This window comes from Rhodococcus jostii NBRC 16295, from assembly GCF_001894825.1.
GTDB lineage: Bacteria > Actinomycetota > Actinomycetes > Mycobacteriales > Mycobacteriaceae > Rhodococcus_F > Rhodococcus_F jostii.
The window spans coordinates 1-16,298 of the sequence record NZ_BCWY01000095.1 but is presented as its reverse complement, the minus strand read 5'-3'; the positions used below and the strand labels follow the sequence as shown (position 1 = coordinate 16,298).

Sequence of the window (16,298 nt, the reverse complement as noted above, 5' to 3'; positions counted from 1 at the left end):
ACGGAAGGGCACGTCATGAATTCTCCCGAACCGATCGTGGTTGTCGACGGCGCGAGGACCCCGATCGGCAGTTTCGGTGGCGCGTTCAAGGACGTGCCCGCCCACGAACTGGGTGCCACCGCCGCGAAGGCCGCCCTGGACCGTGCCGGGGTGTCCGGTGAGGACATCGACGAGGTGGTGATGGGCTGCATCGGTCAGGTCGGACCGGACGCCTACAACGCCCGCCGCGTCGCCCTGGCCGCGGGACTGCCCGAGAAGACGCCGGCGTACACCGTCAACCGGCTGTGCGGGTCCGGTCTGCAGGCGGTGTGGTCGGCGGCGCAGCAGATGCGCTGGGGTGGGGTGGACTTCGCCCTCGCCGGCGGCGACGAGAGCATGTCGCGGATGCCGTTCTACGACTTCTCCGCCCGCTCCGGTTACAAGCTCGGTGACCGTAAGCTCGTCGACGGCACGGTCGCGATCCTGACCGACCCGTTCGGTGGCGTCCACATGGGCCGCACCGCCGAGGCCGTGGCCCGCAAGTACGACGTCAGCAGGCAGCAGCAGGACGAGTTCGCGGTCGAGTCCCAGCGCCGCGCCGCCTCGGATGCGGCGAGGGCCGCGTTCGCCGAGGAGATCACCCCGGTCGAGATCGGCGGACGGCGCCCGAAGACGGTCGAGGTCGACGAGCACCCCAAGCCCGACACCACCCTCGAGACCCTGGCGAAGCTGCGCCCGGCGTTCGAGGAGGGCGGCTCGGTGACCGCGGGTAACGCGTCCGGTATCAACGACGGCGCCGCGGCGCTGGTGCTGGCCACGGCGTCGGCCGCGCAGGAGAAGGGCCTGACCGGGCTGGTCACCCTCGAGGCCGTCGCGACCGCGGCGATGGACCCGGCGCTGATGGGGTACGCCCCCGTGCTGGCGCTGCAGAATCTGTTCGAGCAGACCGGCACCACCCCCGGCGACATCGACGTGATCGAGCTGAACGAGGCGTTCGCGTCGCAGGCGGTCGCGGTGATCCGGGACACGAAGCTGAGCCCGGAGAAGACCAACCCGTACGGTGGGGCGATCGCTCTGGGTCACCCGGTCGGCGCGACCGGCGCCATCCTGAGCCTGCGTCTGGCGAAGGATCTGGTGCGCCGCGACCTCGAACTCGGCATCGTCACCATGTGCATCGGCGGCGGCCAGGCCCTCGCCGCACTCTTCCGGCGCATCTGAGAGACCGGGGCGAGCGATGAAGAAGCACATTCCGTCGTGGCACGACGACGAGGTGAAGGCCCTTTCGGAGCTCGCACTCGGGTTCTTCGAACGTGAGGTGGTCGCGCACAACGAGAAGTGGGATGCCCAGCATCGCATCGACCGTGCGGTGTGGATCGAGGCGGGCAAGTTGGGGTTGCTGTGCTGCTCGATCCCGGAGGAGTACGGCGGCGGTGGGGGCACGTTCGCCCACGACCTCGCCGTGTTCGAGGCCCAGGGCTATGCCGGCGACCTCGCGCTCGGCATCTCGGTGCACTCCGGCATCGTCGCGCACTACATCCTCGAGTACGGCACCGAGGAGCAGAAGAAGACCTGGCTGCCGGGGATGGCGACCGGGGAGATCCTCGGTGCCATCGGCATGACCGAGCCCGGGGCCGGCTCGGATCTCAAGGCGATCAAGACCACCGCGATCCGGGACGGTGACGACTACGTGGTCAACGGGTCGAAGACGTTCATCACCAACGGCGCGTCCGCGGACGTGATCGTGCTGGCGGTCAAGACCGATCCGAAGGCCGGCGCGAAGGGGGTGGCGCTGCTGATCGTCGATCTGCGGGACTGCCCCGGGTTCGCCGTCGGTCGGGTCCTGGACAAGGTCGGTCAGCACGGGGCCGACACGTCGGAGTTGTCGTTCACCGATGTGCGGGTGCCGGTGTCGAATCTGCTCGGTGAGGAGGGGCAGGGTTTCGGGCAGCTGATGGCGCAGTTGGTGCAGGAGCGGTTGATCATCGGTGCGCAGGCGTCCGGTGCGATGACTCGTGCGGTGGAGGACACCGTTGCGTATACGAAGTCGCGGCAGGCGTTCGGGCACAGCCTGTTCGAGTTCCAGAACACGGCGTTCGAGCTGGCCGAGTGCCAGACGATCGCCCGCACGTGTGCGGTGTTCCTCGACCATTGCATCGAGGCGCATCTGCGCGGTGAGCTGGACCCGTCGGAGGCGGCGATGGTCAAGTACTGGCTGACCGAGCAGCAGTGCGCGGTGATCGACCGATGCGTGCAGTTGCACGGTGGGTACGGGTACATGCGTGAGTACCTGATCGCCCGCATGTACGAGGATGCCCGCGTCCAGAAGATCTACGCGGGCGCCAACGAGGTGATGAAGGGAATCATCGCGAAGTCGCTGTAACCGCCGGCTCGCACGACACCTCGTACGCCGCCTCGTCGAACCGGCCGAGCCGCCGCCGCATCCGGTCGGTCGACCACGGCCAGTTGAAGCTGTTGCGGCCGTTGACGTCGAGGAAGTAGCTCTGGCAGCCACCGGCGTTGTACACGGTGGTGGCCAGGGCCTCCTGGACCTGGGCGTTGAACGCGTCCTGCACCTCGCGTCGGGGTTCCATCCGGGTCCAGCCGTTGCTCCGGGCCTGCGTGACGGCCTGGATCAGGTACTCGAGTTGCGCCTCGAGGATCATGAACGCCGAGGTGTGTCCGGTGCCGAGAGCGGGCCCGAGGAGCACGAACGCGTTGGGGAAACCCGCGACGGTCGTGCCGAGGTAGGCCTGCGGGCTGCCCTTCCAGTGATCGTCGAGGCTGCGACCCTCGCCGTCGAAGACCTTGGAACCGATAGGCATGTCGAGGATGTGGAAGCCGGTGCCGAAGATGATGGCGTCCACTTCCCGTTCGGCGCCGTCACTGCCCACCACGACGTTCCCGCGCACCGACTGCACCGCGTTGGCATGCACCTCGACGTGGGGACGCGTGAGGGCGGGGTAGTAGGTGTTCGAGAGGAGCAGGCGTTTGCATCCGAGGGTGTAGTCGGGTGTCAATGCCTTGCGGAGCTGCGGATCTCTAACCTGCGCGCGCAGCTGTGCCTTGCCGATCTGCTGGATCACCCGCAGGATCCACGGGTGCCGGAATCCGAGCCCGAGCGACTCCATGATCGTGTACTCGATGCGTCGCAGCGCCCGGATCGCACCCGGCACGCGGCGCAGGATCGCGCGCTCGATGCCCGGCAGGGTGTGATCGGGTTTCGGCAGCACCCACTGCGCGGTGCGCTGGTAGACGTGCAGGGCCTCGACCTTCGGCGCGATGGCGGGGACGAATTGCACCGCCGACGCGCCGGTTCCGACGACGGCGACGCGCTTACCGGTGAGGTCGTACGAGTGGTTCCAGCGGGACGAGTGGAAGACCTCACCGGTGAAGGTGTCGAGTCCGGGGACGTCGGGCACGAGCGGTTCGTTCCACGGTCCGGCGGCAGCCACGACGGCGTCCGCGGTGAACGTGCCGCCGGATGTGTCCACCGACCACCGTCTGCTGCGCTCGCTCCACTGGGCGCGCTGCATCTCGGTGCCGAACTTCACGTGTTCGGGGACTCCGTGTTCGGCGGCGGTGCGCTCGATGTAGCGGCGGATCTCCTCCTGTCCGGCGAACAACCGCGACCACTCCTGGTTCGGTGCGAACGAGTAGGAGTACAGGGCAGAGGGGACGTCGCACGCGCAGCCCGGGTAGGTGTTGTCGCGCCAGGTGCCGCCCAGTGCGTCACCCTTCTCGAGGATGGCGAAGTTGTCGATTCCGCTCTGCTTCAGTCGAATTGCGGCCCCGATGCCGGAGATCCCGGCGCCGACGATGAGAATGTCGTAGTGCTTCATGCGCGTACTCCGTTCGCGAGCTGGGCTCGGGTGCTGACGAGAGAATGTTCGAGGGTGGCGAGGCGGCGCCTGCCGTCCATGAAGTTCGGACCCATGACGGCGAGATCCTCGGCGGTGGCGTCGAGCCGTATCACCCGGGTGCGGGCCGCCTCCAGCTTCGCCAGTTCGGCGTCGAGTCCGGCGCTCATCCAGTTCCGCAGCATCAGGCGCTCGACGCGGGCCGCGCCACGCCCGGGCACGCGGCCCGTCGACGCCATGGGTGCCAGCACGATCACCTCGTCGAGTTCGAGGGGCAGCGCCAGGTCGGCGGATGCGGTGGACGCCGCACCGCCGTCGACGAATCGGCGGCCGCCGATCGGAACGGGGGGATACCAGCCGGGAATTGCCCACGACGCCCGCAGCGCCTCCGACAGAGTCGCGGTGGGCGCACCGGGTGACCCGAATGCGACGCGCTCTCCCGTGGCATAGTCCATGCTCACCAGCCACGTCGCCGGGTGGCGAACCCAGCCGGAGTCGACGGTGAACCGCCCTGCAAGCCGATCGAGCCAGGCTGCCTCGCCGCGTCCGCGGGGGAGGAGTCCGCTCGCGGCGGTGACGGGAGGGAGTCCGCGCCGCAGCAGGCCGGGCGAGCCGAGTCCCGGCATCGGGAGCGGCGGAAACCGTCCGGGTGCGGCGGCGAGGTGACCGTCGAGCGCCGGATGGGTGGCCCCACCGAGCTGCATCGCGAGCAGTTCGTCGACGTCCACCCCGCCGCCCAGCATGGTGACGAGTTCGGCGCCCGCGGACGTGCCCATGAGAACGTCGGCATCGCGCGGGTCCCAGCCCAGCGCGTCGCTCACGGCGACGAGCGCCGCCACCGTCCACGCTGCGCCGAGGGTGCCACCGCACCCGATCACCACCCCGCGGCTGGGTTGTCTGTCACTCGAAGTCATATACAGAATCTAGCAGAAACCAGATACCGGCGGTATATGAAAAGTAGAATATTCTCTGAAGGCCTCCGACGAAAGGGTGAACATGGCGCGAATGACCAGGTCGGAGAGTCAGGCGCAGACGAGGGCGCATCTCGTCGCCACCGCACGCGACCTCTTCCTGGCCGACGGCTACGCAGCCACGTCACTCGAGAAGGTGGCCGACGAGGCCGGGTACTCCAAAGGCGCGGTGTACTCCAACTTCAAGAACAAGAAAGAACTGTGCCTCGAAGTGCTCGGGCTCATCCACGCCACCAAGGGGCAGGAGATCGCGGAGGCGCTCGGCGGCGGCGACACGACGGAGGAGCGACTCGCGGCATTTCAGACGTGGGCGGAGAAGACGCTCGGCGACGTCGGATGGACCATGCTGGAATTCGAGCTGATCGTCCTGTCCCGTCACGATCCCGAACTCCGCGACGCGCTCACCGCCACCCTCGGCGTCGCCCGGCAACTCACGGTCACGCTGCTGAAGTCGTTCACCGACTCGCTCGGTGTCGTCCTGCCGGTGCCGGCTGAGGAAGCGGCGGGCAGCATCCTCAGCCTCGGTGTCGGGCTGGGCATTCAGCGCGCCATCGACCCCACCATCTCCGCGCAAGTGGTCACCGACCACTTGCGCGTCCTGCTGTCCGTGTCGCAGCCGAGCGAGATCTAGTCCCGTCAGATCCAGTCGCGTCGGCGGAAGAGGACGTAGAGCAGGCTCGCCGACGTGACGATCACGACGGTGCTGGCGATCATCCCCGACAGCTGCCCGACTCCGGGAAACGCGACGTTCTGACCGAACCACCCGGTCACCGCCGTGGGAACGGCGATGATCGCCGCCCACCCGGTGAGCTTCTTCATGACGGTGTTGAGCCGGGCGTCCTGGAGAGACAGATTCGTCTCGAAGACGGTCACCACCATGTCGCGCAACGACTCCGTCCACTCGGCGGCCCGCGTCACGTGGTCGTACAGGTCGGTGTACAGGCTGTCGAGAACTGGCGACTGTTCGTGTCCGGATTCGGCTCGTCCCCGCATGATCGCGCCCACCACCTCCCGCATGGGCAGTACGACGCGACGCAGTTGCACCAGCTCCTTCCGCAGCCGGTACGTGCGCCGCTGCACGTCGCGGGTCCGGGCGGACTCGTCGAAGAGGACTTCCTCGAGCGCTTCGATTGCGTCGTCGATCGTTTGGATGGTCTCGAACTGCCCGTCCACGATGACGTCCAGAAGTCCGTGGAGGAGTGCCAGGGCGCCGGAACGCGGTGTGAGCAGGGCGGGATCGTCCTCCCAGCGCTCCACCACCTCGGACATGTCGAATCGGTCGTCCCGACGCACCGTGACGATCGCATTGGACAGCACGAACGCCGACACGCGGCTGATCCGCAGCCGCGATTCGAGCACACCGAGTGTGCCGATGTCGTCGGCGTCGAACCAGGTGGCGTAGGCGGTCACGAACGCGTGACCCGAGTAGCGCGTCGCCTTCGGCCGCTCACCCCGGGCGACGGCATCCTCGATGGCGTTCGGATCGAGTGAGAATTCGGACGCCAGCTCCATCAGACACTCGTGGTCGGGGTCGCACAGGTCGACCCAGACAAGCGCGCCCTCGTCCCGCACCCGTTCGGACACGTCGGCGAGTGGGAAATCCTTGCCCACGCATTCTCCGTCGCGCCACACTCGGGTCTGCACCAGGTTCAGGCTCACCCGTCCAGTGTGCCCAACCGTTCCGGAGGGGAGGCGGTTATGACGCGCGATCGGACGAATAACCCCACAGCCAGTCGGTGTACGTGAAGCTCGACGTGTCGCGGGTGCGGAACAATTCGTTGCGTGCGATGCGGGCGGTGCCGTCGAGGTGCCACAGCTCGCCCCACATCCGTCCGGTGGTGAGGATGCGGTTGCAGCGCGGCGCGCGTTCGGTGTTGACCTCCTTCAGGATCTGCGGCCATGCGGAATTGCCGCCGCCGGCGGAGAAGTCCTCGGCCGCATAGTCGGCGAGGCATTTCGCGTCCTCGATCGCCATTACCGCTCCCGAGGCCAGGTACTGCAGCGGCGGGTGTGCGGCGTCGCCGAGGAGGATCATCCGCCCGTCGACCCAGTTCTCGATGGGCTCCCGGTCGTACATCGGCCACCACCGGTCCTTCCGCAGGTAGTCGATTCCGCGGCGGACGTTCTCGTGGCAATGCACATACGCCTGCTCGAGTTCCTCGGGTCCGCCCCAGTTCTCGACGCCGCTCCGGTAGCCGGGGGATTCGAAGACCGCGACCTGATTGAGCATCTCGCCGCCGCGCAGCGGGTACTGGATGAAATGGCAGTGCGGTCCGATGTAGCCGACCACGTCCTCGATGTCCTCGTCGAGTTCCACATCCTGATAGGGCGTCGTTCCCCGGTAGGCCGCGTAGCCGGACGACACCGGTTCGTCGTCCGAGATCTTCGCCCGCAGGCGGGATTTGAGACCATCCATGCCGAGCGCGATGTCGGCCTCGTGCGTGTGTCCGTCGTCGGCGGTGACGAGCACCTTGTCGCCGTCGGTGACCACGTCGGTGACGGTGATGCCGTTGCGCAGTTCGGCGCCCGCAGCGCGAGCCGCGTCGACGAGCGTCGCGTGCAGGTCGCTGCGGTGCGTCACGAAGTAGGGTCCGCCGTACCGGGCACGGAACTCGGCGCCGAGGTCGATCTTGGTGAGCACCTCCGCGGTGATCGCGTCGCGGAACACGATGTTCTTCGGCAGGAAGGCGCGGGAGAGAACGTCGTCGAGCACGCCCCAGGAATCGAGGATGCGGGCCCCGTGCGGTCCGACCTGCAGTCCGGCGCCGACCTCACCGAACTCGGAGGCGCGTTCGAACAGGGTGACGTTCGCGCCCTTCCGCGCCAGGGCCAGGGCGTTGGCTGCGCCGCCGATCCCGCCTCCGGCGATGATGATGCGTGCGTCCTGCAGGTTCGACATGACAGTTCCTTCGTTTCGAGCGTTCGGGGCAGGTGAGTGGCAATGCGTGCCGGGGCACACGGCGGCACTCACGTGGGGGAGGGGAAGCGGCGCCAGATCACGGTGAGCAGCACTGCGGCGACGAGGGCGCTGACGCCGAAGAGGACGAAGTTCGAATCGGCACCGAGGCCCGCGGCGAGCAGCCAGCCACCGATCTGCGGTGCGGCGACTGCACCGATCCGGCCGACGCCCAACGCCCATCCGAGGGCCGTGCCCCGCAGATAATCGGGGTAGTAGGACGCGACCGCGGCGATGATCAGGCACTGGGTTCCGTGCGTCCCGACGCCGGCGAGAACGAAGATGACGTAGACCAGCGCGATCGGCGGATTCGCGAGCAACGCCAGCAGGGCGAGGCCCGCGAGAAGTGCGGCGACGATGCTGGTGGGGATCGTGCCGAACCGGACGCCGCCCCACGCGGTCACGAATGATCCGGCCACCGCACCCAGATTCAGCGCCAGGGCGAACGTGAGCGCACTGCCGAGGTCGGTGCCCTCGCCCTGCATGAGCTTGGGCAGCCACGTACCGAGGCCGTACCAGGCGAGCAGGGTCACCACCGTGGCGAGCGAGAACATGATGCTGACGGAACGGAACCGGGTGCCGAGCAGTGCGCTGAAGCCCGTTGCCGGCCGCACCTCCGTCGACGTCACCGCGGCAGTGTGGTCGGGCAGTGTCTTCCACGCGAGGGGGACGAGCGCGACGAGCGGGATCAGAGCGAACAGGAACATCGGCTGCCATCCCCAGTGCGGGATGACGGGAATCCCGAGCAGTGCGGCCACCGAACCGCCGATCGGCACCCCGGACATCATCATCGTGGCGACCGCGGCACGCCACTTCGCGGGGACCAACTCCGCGGCAAGCGCATTGGAGGTGGGGACGAGGCCGCCCAGGCCGAGGCCCGCGATCAGGCGCAGCCCGCCGAACATCACCGGCCCGGTCGCCAGCGCGCACAGCGCGGTGAACACGGACAGGACGACGGCGCATCCGATCACCGCGTTCTTGCGTCCCACGACGTCGGAGAGGCGGCCCGCGAGCACGGCGCCGATCATCATTCCCAGGAACGCGAGGCTGCCGAGAGTGCCGGCGGTGGCCGCGCTGATGCCCCATTCCTTCTGCAGGCTCGGGATGACGTTGCCGTAGACGATGAGGTCGTAGCCGTCGAAGACCACGAAGAGCCAGCAGACGACGACGGCGATCGTGGCCCTGCGGTCCAGGCCGACGCGATTGACCGGTGGCGCTACGGAGGTGGCGGTAAGGGGCATGAATCGAGGGTGATGCGGCGCACAGCCCTCCTGCAATAGAGTTCTGCTGTGCAGAAAAAGCGAACGATCGAGAAGCCGACGTACATGTTGGAGTCCGTCGACAACGCGCTGCGCCTGCTGCAGATGCTGCGCGACGTCGGCGGTTTGCGGCTCAAGGACGCCGCCCAGGAACTCGGCATCGCGCCGTCCACCGCGCACCGGTTGCTGGCGATGCTGGTGTACCGCGGATTTGCCGTGCAGGACGAGAAGCGCATGTATCACCCCGGGTCCGCGATGGGGGCCGGTCCCGCGCAACGCGGGTGGACCCGCGAATTCACCGACCTCTGCAGGCCGCACATGGAAGCGCTGGCCATCCTGTGCGGCGAGACCGTGAACCTCGTGATCCGGGTCGGCACCCAGGCCCGGTTCCTGTGGTCAGCGGAATCGACGGGCATGCTTCGTGTCGGGGATCGGCAAGGTCAGGTGCTGGATGCCGAGCTCACCGCCGGTGGCCGGATCCTCCTCGCGGAACTGCCTCCGGAGATCCTCGAACAGCTGTACCTGCGGCCTGCGGACCTTGCCGACGACGACCGGGAGTGGGGCGATCGGCGGCTTCCCGCGGAGGAGTTCGAGCAGTTCCGGAAAGAACTCGCGGCTGCCCGTGCCGTCGGGTTCGCGCTCAACGTGCAGCAGACCGAGGAGGGCGTCGCGGCGTTCGGCGTCGCGATCCGGAACCGCGCGCGGACAGCGGTGGGCGCGTTGACCGTGGCCGTGCCGATCACCCGGTTCCGGCAGCACTCGCAGGGACCGCTGGTGTCGCAGATGAAGAACGCGATCCGCGAACTCGAGGTCGACATCGCCGACCTCGAACCCTGAATCAGTTCTGCACAGAAGAATCTTCTCCCCGCGGCGGCCGTCGCCCTCCTAGCGTTTACGACATGACCGCCACCGAACCGCACATCGACGACGCGCCCCTCAACCAGCTGTACCGGGACTTCGAGAGCGAACACCTCAATCCGTTGTGGACCCAACTCGGCGATCTGATGCCGATGACGCCCGCGTCGAGGGCGGTGCCGTTCGTGTGGAAGTGGTCGACGCTGTATCCGCTGGCGCAGCGCGCCGGGGACCTCGTCCCGGTCGGCCGCGGTGGGGAACGCCGGGCGATCGCCCTCGCCAACCCCGGCCTCGGCGGCGTCCCCTATGCGACGCCGACACTGTGGGCGGCGATCCAGTACCTGGGCCCGAAGGAGGTGGCGCCGGAGCACCGGCACGCGCAGAACGCGTTCCGGTTCGTCGTCGAGGGAGAGGGGGTGTGGACGGTCGTCAACGGTGATCCGGTGGCGATGCGCCGCGGCGATTTCCTGCTGACCCCGGGCTGGCATTTCCACGGCCATCACAACGAGACCGATCAGCCGATGGCCTGGATCGACGGCCTGGACATCCCGTTCGTGCACTACACCGATACCGGGTTCTTCGAGTTCGGGTCGGAGAACGTCACCGACGACTCCACCCCGGAGGTGTCGCGGTCGGAGCGGTTGTGGGCGCATCCGGGGCTGCGACCGCTGGTCGGGTTGGACGCGAAGACGTCCTCGCCGATCGCGGCGTACCGGTGGGAGCACACCGACGCCGCGCTGCGTGAGCAGTTGGCACTCGAGGACGAGGGCTACGCGGCGACCACCGAACCCGGTCACGCCGCGGTCCGCTACACCAACCCGACCACCGGCGGCGACGTGATGCCCACGATCCGCGCCGAGTTCCACCGCCTGCGCGCCGGCGCCCGCACCCGCCCCCGCCGGGATGTGGGGTCCACCGTCTACCAGGTGTTCGACGGTTCCGGGCGGTTCGTCCTCGGCGGCCAGACCCGTGAGGTCGGCACGGGCGACATGATCGTCGTCCCGTCCTGGACGGAGTGGTCGATCGAGGCCGAGTCCGAGTTCGACCTGTTCGCGTTCTCCGACGCCCCGATCGTCGAGCGCCTGCACTTCCATCGCACGTACATTTCCGAAGGAGCCTGAAATTTCATGAAGCTTGCCACTCTGCGCCACGCCGGTTCCACCGTCGCCGTCCGCGTCGTTTCCGACACCGCCGCCACGATCATCGACGGGTATGCGGACCTGTCCGCGCTGTTGACCGACCCGGACTGGAAGACGGTCGCGGCAAACGCGTCCGGCGCCACGATTGATCTCGCGGGCGCCGATTATGCCCCGGTGGTCCCGAACCCGGGCAAGATCATCTGCGTCGGGTTGAACTACGCCAACCACATCCAGGAGATGGGCCGCGACCTGCCCGAATACCCGACCCTGTTCGCCAAGTTCAAGGAGGCGCTGACCGGGCCGTACGACGACGTGATCGTCCCGTCGTATGCCGCCGCCCAGCTGGACTGGGAGGGGGAACTCGCGTTCGTCGTCGGCGCGCAGGCGTATCAGGTGTCCGAGGCGGACGCCGAGCAGTACATCGCCGGGTATTCGGTGATGAACGACTACACGATGCGCGACTACCAGTACCGGACGTTGCAGTGGGATCAGGGCAAGACGTTCGAGAAGACCAGTGGCTTCGGACCGTTCCTCACGACCACCGACTCGTACACGTTCGGCGGCACCCTGGTCACGAAACTGGAGGGGCAGTTGGTGCAGACCACCACCACCGACGATCTGGTGTTCACCCCGGCCAAGCTGGTGGAGTACATCTCGCACATCGTCACCTTGCAGCCCGGTGACGTGGTCATCACCGGCACCCCCGGTGGGGTCGGGCACGCCCGCAAGCCCGGTCTGTACATTCAGGACGGGCAGACCGTCGAGGTCGGCATCGAGGGCCTCGGCACCGTCCGCAACAAGACGATCGTCAAGTAGGGGCCGTGAGCTTTCAGGACCTGAGTCTGGCCGAACAGCTGACGGTCGCCCGCCGCGGCACCGCGTATTTCGCGCAGCGCCTGGCGGAGTTGACCGACGAGCAACTGTACGAGCCGACCGCGTTGGACGGGTGGTCGCGCGCGCACCTGGTCGCGCACGTCGGCTACAACGCGGCGGCGCTGTGCCGGTTGATGGACTGGGCTGCGTCCGGGGTGCAGACCCCGATGTACGCGTCGGCGGAGCAGCGGGGCCGGGAGATCGCCGAGGGCGCCACCCTGTCGGCGGCGGCGTTGCGGAACCTGTTCGACCACACCGTCGCCCGGCTCGACGAGAAGTGGCGCAACCTGCCCGCCTCGGCGTGGGATGCGCAGGTCCGCACCGCGCAGGGCCGGCTGGTGCCGGTGTCGGAGACGGCGTGGATGCGGACCCGGGAGGTGTGGATCCATGCCGTCGACCTCGGCAACGGTGGCCGGTTCGGCGACTTCCCCGACGTCGTCCTCGATTCGCTGCTCACCGACATCGTCGGGATGTGGCAGAAGAAGGACCTCGGCGCCGGGTTGATGCTCGAGGTCGACGGCCGCGCTCCCATTGCGGTGCAACCGGATTCGACGGTCTCCGAGAAGATCGGCGGGTCCCTCGCGTCCCTCGTTCGGTGGGCCGCCGGGCGCGGCGCGGTCGGGGTGAGTGCGGGCGGGGAGGTTCCTGAGCCCCCGCGCTGGCTGTGAGTTGGTACGACTTGTGAGCTAGTACGACGCCCGGCCGCCGCTGGCGTCGTAGACGGCCCCGGTGGAGAAGCTGAGCGCCGTCGACGACAGCCAGGCGACGAGTTCGGCGATCTCCTCCGGCCGCCCCATCCGCGCCATCGGGGTGAGACTCTGCGAGCGGGCGAGGATCGCGGGGTCGGTGCCGGCGTTCATCGGGCTCTCCACCGCGGCCGGGGCCACCACATTGGCCAGGACGCCGGTGGTCGCGACCTCCTTGCCGAGCGATTTCGTCAGGGCGATGACGGCAGCCTTGGATGCCGAGTACGCACTCTGGCCGGGGTTGCCGTCCTTGGCCGCGATGCTCGCCAGGTTCACGACCCGTCCCCAGCCGGCCTCGACCATGCCCGGCACGAAGGCGCGGCACAGGAGGAACGTGCCGTCGACGTTGATGCGGAACGTGCGCCGCCACTCCTCGAGGCCGACGTCGACGAGTGGCGCCGACGGTCCCACGACACCGGCGCTGTTGACGAGGATGTCGACCCGGCCCAGCCGGGTGCGGAGACTGTCGACGGCGTCGGGGTCGGTGACGTCCAAGCGCTCGTCGGCACCCGCCGCGATGTCGGCGGTGACGACTCGGACGCCGTCGTCGGACAGTCGCTTCGCGCACGCCGCGCCGATTCCGCTCGCGCCGCCGGTGACGAGGGCTGTCGCGCCGTCGGGGTAGGTGAGCATTCTGAAGTCTCCTCGAGCGCTGAGTGCGCAGTAGTCTTACTCTATGTGCGAAATCGGCATGATGATTTCCACACTGTGTATGAATCTGGATATATGACGTGAGCGACAAACGTCAAGTCTTCGAGGAGGATTCGTGGAGATCCGCTGGATCCAGGCGTTCGTCGCCGTCGCCGAGGAACTGCATTTCGGCCGGGCCGCGGCCCGGCTCCAGATGGCCCAGTCGCCACTGAGTCAGACCGTACGCAAACTCGAGAAAGATCTCGGGGTGCCGCTGTTCGAGCGCAGCACGCGCAGCGTCGCGCTCACCGCGGGAGGTCACGCCTTCCTGCCGCACGCCTACCGCATCCTCGAGAGTGTCGACACCGCTCGGCAGGCCACCCGTGCCTCCGCCGGCGGCGTCTACGGCCGCATCAGGATCGGTTTCACCGGCGTGCTGAATCACCTGTCGCTGCCACCGCTCACCAGGGCGCTGCGGCAGCGCTACCCCGACATCGAACTCACTCTCGTCGGCCGCATCATGACCCGCGACGCGGTGACCCAATTGGACAGCGGCGCGCTCGATCTCGCCTTCGTCGGACTGCCGGTCGAGACGGCGTCGGTGTCGACGCGGCTGATCCGCCGCGAGGCGTTCGGCGCCGTGCTGCCGTCCGACCACCGACTCGCCGGCGAGAAGCAGATCGACCTGCGCGACCTCGCCGAAGACGGCTTCGTCACCACCCCGCTGTCCGCCGGTTCCGCGCTGCAGGAGGTCGCGATGCGGGCGTGCGTCGACGCCGGCTTCCGGCCGCGGGTAGTCCAGGAAATCACCGATCCGTACATGATCCTGATGCTCGTGGCGACGGGTGTCGGCGTGGCGCTCATGACCTCGGGGATCGCCGCGATCACACCCCCAGGGACCGTGTTCGTGCCGCTCACCGGTGAGCCGATCTACATGAACCACGGGCTCGCCTGGTCGCCCCGCCGGGTGTCCGACGCGCTCGCCGTGGCCCTGCAGGTGTCGGAGGAGATCCTGCCCACCCCCGAGTAAGACGTTTTCGGTCTTTATCTGAGACTTTTTTGGTGTTGGACGCGACATAGTGGACCGTGACACGCTCGTCACGGTCCGGATCTTCGTGTGAGGTGAGTCACCCCCGAAGAAAGCCTCGCGGCGTCCCGGATCCCTGGGACGAAAGGAACACCATGGCAAGCACGTCTACTCGCGACACCGGGGGACATCCGAACGAGAACGCCCGCCGGGCCGCCGTCTCGGGATTCCTCGGCAGCACGCTGGAGTACTACGACTTCTTCATCTACGGATCGGCGGCAGCGCTCGTCTTTCCCCGGATCTTCTTCCCCGGCGGCGGAGCCACGGCGACATTGCTGTCGATCGGCACGCTGGGTGTCGCCTACATCGCCCGTCCGCTCGGCGCCGTGCTGTGGGGGCATCTCGGCGATCGGTACGGACGCAAGAACTCGCTCCTCGCCTGCCTGCTGCTCATGGGCATCGCGACCGTCGTCGTCGGCTGCCTGCCGACCTACGAGCAGATCGGCATCGCCGCGCCCATCATCCTCGTGCTCCTGCGACTGTTGCAGGGACTGTCCGCCGGCGGAGAATCGCCGGGATCTTCCGCTCTGACGCTCGAGCACGCCCCGGACCGCCGCCGTTCGTTCTTCACCTCGTTCACCATGAGCGGCATCATGTTCGGCATCGTCATCTCGAGTCTGGTGTTCATCCCCGTCGCGGCCCTGCCGGACGATGCGCTCTACTCGTGGGGCTGGCGGGTGCCGTTCCTGCTCAGCATCGTCGTGACGGGTGTTGCAGTATGGCTGCGCCGCAAGCTCGACGAGCCGGAAGTCTTCGAAGACCTGAAGGAGCAGGACGACACGGCCGGAATCCCCGTCGTCGAGATGTTCCGCTCCCATTGGCGCACCGTGATCCGGATCAGCCTCAGCGCGACCTTCGCGATGATCAACACCATCATCAATGTCTTCGCCCTCGCGTACGCCGTGCAGGTCGCCGGATTCGAACGATCCACGATGCTGTGGGCCATCGCGACCGCCAACTTCGTCGCGGTGCTCACCCAGCCGCTGTTCGGCATGCTCGCCGACCGGATCGGCCGCAAGCCGGTGTTCGTGACGGGCGCCGTCGGGGCCGGGGGAATGGTGTTCGTGTTCTTCCACGCCATCGGAACCGGAAGCGCGCCCATGGTATTCGCGGCCGGCATCGTCCTGATCGGCCTGTTCTACGCAATGCCGAACGGCGTGTACCCGGCGTACTTCCCCGAGCAGTTCCCCGCGAAGGTCCGATATACGGGCATGGCCGTGAGCCTCATGCTGGGACTTCTGGTCGCCGGCTTCACCCCGGCCATCGCGCAGTGGCTGTCGGCGGGAGACACCGCGAACTGGACCCCGGTCGCGTGGATGTGCCTGGGCTTCGCCCTGCTGTCGTCGGCTGCCGCACTCACCGGTCCCGAGACGTACCGCACGCCCACCGATCAGCTCGGCGAGCCCCGCACCGCGACGGTCGCCGCCCGGCCCGAGGCGCTCGTCCGCAACGACGCCTGACCGGACCGAACTACGCAGGAGAATCTTCATGGGCCCCGAATCCAGCCGTCACCGCATCGGACTCGTCGGGGCAGGGATCGCCACGTCCCTGTCGCCGGCGCTGCACGCACACGAAGCGGACGCTCTCGGCCTCACCGGCTACCGCTACGAACTGATCGACCTCGATGCGTCGGGGGTTCCGGCCGCGAGCGCCGGTACGGTCCTGCGCGACGCCGTCGCCGTCGGGTACACCGGCCTCAACGTCACGCACCCGTGCAAGCAGATCGTCGTGGACGCCCTCGACGAATTGTCGGCCGACGCGCGCCTCCTCGGCGCCGTCAACACCGTCGTCGTCCGCGACGGCCGGCTGATCGGCCACAACACCGACCACAGCGGATTCCTCGCCGCCCTGCGACGCGGACTGCCCGACGCGACGCTGGGACGGGTCGTCCTGGCCGGCGCCGGTGGGGCCGGTTCGGCGGTCGCCTACGCGCTCGCTGCGGCCGG

General features: G+C 68.0%; 15 protein-coding genes and 1 pseudogene. 10 read left to right on the top strand and 6 right to left on the bottom strand.

Features of this window, described 5'->3' with window-relative positions; translation table 11 throughout:
• Nucleotides 1-15 precede the first annotated feature (15 nt).
• Nucleotides 16-1,197: a thiolase family protein gene (locus tag RJ1_RS37305; protein ID WP_073368236.1), complete on the top strand. Its 1,182-nt coding sequence runs from the start codon at nt 16-18 to the stop codon at nt 1,195-1,197.
• 16 nt (nt 1,198-1,213) lie between these two features.
• Nucleotides 1,214-2,359, top strand: coding sequence for an acyl-CoA dehydrogenase family protein (locus RJ1_RS37300; protein WP_073368234.1), 1,146 nt, complete (start codon nt 1,214-1,216; stop codon nt 2,357-2,359).
• Here the strand turns inward: RJ1_RS37300 and RJ1_RS37295 are convergent.
• Nucleotides 2,340-3,818: a flavin-containing monooxygenase gene (locus RJ1_RS37295; protein ID WP_073368231.1), complete on the bottom strand. Its 1,479-nt coding sequence runs from the start codon at nt 3,816-3,818 to the stop codon at nt 2,340-2,342. The genes RJ1_RS37300 and RJ1_RS37295 overlap by 20 nt on opposite strands.
• Nucleotides 3,815-4,750, bottom strand: coding sequence for a patatin-like phospholipase family protein (locus RJ1_RS37290; protein WP_073368229.1), 936 nt, complete (start codon nt 4,748-4,750; stop codon nt 3,815-3,817). The genes RJ1_RS37295 and RJ1_RS37290 overlap by 4 nt, the downstream gene beginning before the upstream one ends.
• Before the next feature lie 82 nt (nt 4,751-4,832).
• Here RJ1_RS37290 and RJ1_RS37285 point away from each other — a divergent pair, with 82 nt between their 5' ends.
• A complete protein-coding gene (locus RJ1_RS37285) occupies nt 4,833-5,438 on the top strand; it encodes a TetR/AcrR family transcriptional regulator (protein ID WP_073368226.1) in 606 nt (201 codons plus the stop codon).
• Nucleotides 5,439-5,443: 5 nt separating this feature from the next.
• On the opposite strand, the gene RJ1_RS37280 is transcribed toward RJ1_RS37285, so the two are convergent.
• The 3 genes from RJ1_RS37280 to RJ1_RS37270 all read right to left on the bottom strand — a co-directional run bounded on the left by RJ1_RS37280 (nt 5,444) and on the right by RJ1_RS37270 (nt 9,004).
• Nucleotides 5,444-6,466 carry a magnesium transporter CorA family protein gene (locus RJ1_RS37280; protein WP_073368223.1) on the bottom strand — a complete coding sequence of 341 codons (1,023 nt, stop codon included), beginning with the start codon at nt 6,464-6,466 and terminating at the stop codon, nt 5,444-5,446.
• A gap of 37 nt (nt 6,467-6,503) precedes the next feature.
• On the bottom strand, nt 6,504-7,706 hold the full coding sequence (locus RJ1_RS37275) for an FAD-dependent monooxygenase (protein ID WP_073368220.1): 1,203 nt from the start codon (nt 7,704-7,706) through the stop codon (nt 6,504-6,506).
• 68 nt (nt 7,707-7,774) lie between these two features.
• Nucleotides 7,775-9,004, bottom strand: a complete 1,230-nt coding sequence (locus tag RJ1_RS37270) for an MFS transporter (RefSeq protein WP_073368217.1) — start codon at nt 9,002-9,004, stop codon at nt 7,775-7,777.
• Between the two features lie 48 nt (nt 9,005-9,052).
• On the opposite strand from RJ1_RS37270, the gene RJ1_RS37265 reads away from it, so the two are divergent.
• The 4 genes from RJ1_RS37265 to RJ1_RS37250 all read left to right on the top strand — a co-directional run bounded on the left by RJ1_RS37265 (nt 9,053) and on the right by RJ1_RS37250 (nt 12,557).
• A complete protein-coding gene (locus RJ1_RS37265) occupies nt 9,053-9,859 on the top strand; it encodes an IclR family transcriptional regulator (protein ID WP_073368214.1) in 807 nt (268 codons plus the stop codon).
• A gap of 62 nt (nt 9,860-9,921) precedes the next feature.
• Complete coding sequence (locus RJ1_RS37260) at nt 9,922-10,998, top strand: cupin domain-containing protein (RefSeq protein ID WP_073368211.1); 1,077 nt, start codon at nt 9,922-9,924, stop codon at nt 10,996-10,998.
• 6 nt (nt 10,999-11,004) lie between these two features.
• A complete protein-coding gene (locus tag RJ1_RS37255; protein ID WP_073368208.1) occupies nt 11,005-11,832 on the top strand; it encodes a fumarylacetoacetate hydrolase family protein in 828 nt (275 codons plus the stop codon).
• 5 nt (nt 11,833-11,837) lie between these two features.
• Entirely contained in the window at nt 11,838-12,557 is a 720-nt protein-coding gene (locus RJ1_RS37250; protein WP_073368205.1) for a maleylpyruvate isomerase family mycothiol-dependent enzyme, read from the top strand.
• Between the two features lie 18 nt (nt 12,558-12,575).
• Here RJ1_RS37250 and RJ1_RS37245 read toward each other — a convergent pair whose 3' ends face one another.
• A complete protein-coding gene (locus tag RJ1_RS37245) occupies nt 12,576-13,268 on the bottom strand; it encodes an SDR family NAD(P)-dependent oxidoreductase (protein WP_073368202.1) in 693 nt (230 codons plus the stop codon).
• A 133-nt stretch (nt 13,269-13,401) separates the two neighbouring features.
• Here RJ1_RS37245 and RJ1_RS37240 point away from each other — a divergent pair, with 133 nt between their 5' ends.
• The 3 genes and pseudogenes from RJ1_RS37240 to RJ1_RS37230 form a co-directional block, all read left to right on the top strand.
• On the top strand, nt 13,402-14,295 hold the full coding sequence (locus tag RJ1_RS37240; RefSeq protein ID WP_073368199.1) for a LysR family transcriptional regulator: 894 nt from the start codon (nt 13,402-13,404) through the stop codon (nt 14,293-14,295).
• A 152-nt stretch (nt 14,296-14,447) separates the two neighbouring features.
• On the top strand, nt 14,448-15,812 hold the full coding sequence (locus RJ1_RS37235; protein ID WP_073368196.1) for an MFS transporter: 1,365 nt from the start codon (nt 14,448-14,450) through the stop codon (nt 15,810-15,812).
• Nucleotides 15,813-15,840: 28 nt separating this feature from the next.
• Nucleotides 15,841-16,298, top strand: a pseudogene (locus RJ1_RS37230) (shikimate dehydrogenase); the annotation flags it as partial.

Coding starts and splice junctions, on each gene's coding strand:
- RJ1_RS37305 (WP_073368236.1), top strand. CDS start 16: ATGAATTCTCCCGAACCGATCGTGGTTGTCGACGGCGCGAGGACCCCG.
- RJ1_RS37300 (WP_073368234.1), top strand. CDS start 1,214: ATGAAGAAGCACATTCCGTCGTGGCACGACGACGAGGTGAAGGCCCTT.
- RJ1_RS37295 (WP_073368231.1), bottom strand. CDS start 3,818: ATGAAGCACTACGACATTCTCATCGTCGGCGCCGGGATCTCCGGCATC.
- RJ1_RS37290 (WP_073368229.1), bottom strand. CDS start 4,750: ATGACTTCGAGTGACAGACAACCCAGCCGCGGGGTGGTGATCGGGTGC.
- RJ1_RS37285 (WP_073368226.1), top strand. CDS start 4,833: ATGGCGCGAATGACCAGGTCGGAGAGTCAGGCGCAGACGAGGGCGCAT.
- RJ1_RS37275 (WP_073368220.1), bottom strand. CDS start 7,706: ATGTCGAACCTGCAGGACGCACGCATCATCATCGCCGGAGGCGGGATC.
- RJ1_RS37270 (WP_073368217.1), bottom strand. CDS start 9,004: ATGCCCCTTACCGCCACCTCCGTAGCGCCACCGGTCAATCGCGTCGGC.
- RJ1_RS37260 (WP_073368211.1), top strand. CDS start 9,922: ATGACCGCCACCGAACCGCACATCGACGACGCGCCCCTCAACCAGCTG.
- RJ1_RS37255 (WP_073368208.1), top strand. CDS start 11,005: ATGAAGCTTGCCACTCTGCGCCACGCCGGTTCCACCGTCGCCGTCCGC.
- RJ1_RS37245 (WP_073368202.1), bottom strand. CDS start 13,268: ATGCTCACCTACCCCGACGGCGCGACAGCCCTCGTCACCGGCGGCGCG.
- RJ1_RS37235 (WP_073368196.1), top strand. CDS start 14,448: ATGGCAAGCACGTCTACTCGCGACACCGGGGGACATCCGAACGAGAAC.